Annotated in this window: 2 protein-coding genes; both read right to left on the bottom strand. The window is 46.9% G+C overall.

Features of this window, described 5'->3' with window-relative positions; translation table 11 throughout:
* On the bottom strand, window positions 1–346 hold a 346-nt coding region (nrdR, locus tag R7Q48_RS24175; protein WP_318132610.1), incomplete at its 3' end, for a transcriptional regulator NrdR.
* A 127-nt stretch (window positions 347–473) separates the two neighbouring features.
* On the bottom strand, window positions 474–1440 hold a 967-nt coding region (locus tag R7Q48_RS24180; RefSeq protein ID WP_318132612.1), incomplete at its 5' end, for a glutamate-5-semialdehyde dehydrogenase.

Consider the following 1440-nt stretch of genomic DNA (forward strand, 5'->3'; position numbering starts at 1 on the left):
GCTGATCCATAACCAAGTTACCAATCATTTGGCTCGGTACTTCACGCTCACCAGTTGCGCGGAGTTGCGACTTAATCATACTGATTGCAAGCTCGATAGAGTCGGCACTTACCGGACGTTTCTCTAATGCGCGCTGAATGCCACCGACCATTTTATCTTCATCGAATGGTTCACGATTGCCATTCGACTTAATGACTTTAGGCATGACCAATTCTGCCGTTTCAAACGTAGTAAAACGTTCACTACAGGCTAAACATTGGCGGCGGCGACGGACTTGATGACCATCCGCAACCAATCGGGAATCAATTACTTTTGTATCGTTCTCTGAACAAAAAGGACAATGCATATCACCTCCAAATAACGTGCCTTTGGGGCCGTCCCAAAAGCCAGACTAGTGTAGCGGAATTGATATGTGAGAGAAAACAAAAAGGGGCACTAGTGCCCCTTTTTCAATCAATATCGAGTCGAATCTGTTAACTGCGTGCTAAGTAGTTCGCTTTGCCGACCCATTTGTAGCTCGTTAATTCTTCCAAACCCATCGGGCCACGTGCATGTAGCTTTTGAGTTGAGACAGCCACTTCAGCCCCCAAGCCAAACTGAGCACCGTCAGTAAAGCGCGTTGCCGCATTCACATAAACTGCAGCCGAGCCCACCGAATTGATGAACAACTCTGAGTTAATCAAGCTGTTGGTCATGATTGCATCTGAGTGACTCGCATTGTGAACTCGCATGTGATCAATCGCATCTTTCACGTCAGCGACAACTTTTACACCTAACGTGTAGCTTAGCCATTCGGTATCAAAATCACCTTCTACGGCATCGCGAATTTGCGTAGCTTGAGCCATTAGCGCTTTCGCTTTTGGTTCTGCTACAAACGTCACTTTGTCACTCATTCGCTCGACAATCATTGGCAAGAATTTCGCCGCTACTTTCTCGTGAACAAGCAGTGTGTCTAGCGAGTTACATGCCGAAGGACGTTGAACTTTCGAGTTTTCAACCACGTTTAGCGATTTCTCTAGGTCCGCGGATTCATCAACAAAAATGTGACTGATACCAAAACCGCCGATGATCACTGGAATTGTGCTGTTCTCTTTACACATTTTGTGCAGACCAGCTCCACCACGTGGGATGATCATATCAACGTAGTCATCCAGTTCAAGCAGTTGAGAAACCAGCTCGCGATCTGGCTTTTCAATGTACTGTACTGAAGCGGCTGGCAAGTTTGCTTTTGCAAGGGCTGATTGGATAACTTTCACAAGTTCCATGTTAGAGAAAAACGTCTCTTTACCACCGCGTAGGATGCTGGCATTACCCGTTTTCAGGCACAGTGCGGCAATGTCGATGGTCACATTTGGACGCGCTTCATAAATCACACCCACAACACCAAGTGGTACACGGCGGCGAGAGAGAGACATGCCGTTTTCTAGCACTTTACTGTCG

The sequence above is a fragment of the Vibrio sp. 378 genome, assembly GCF_033339435.1.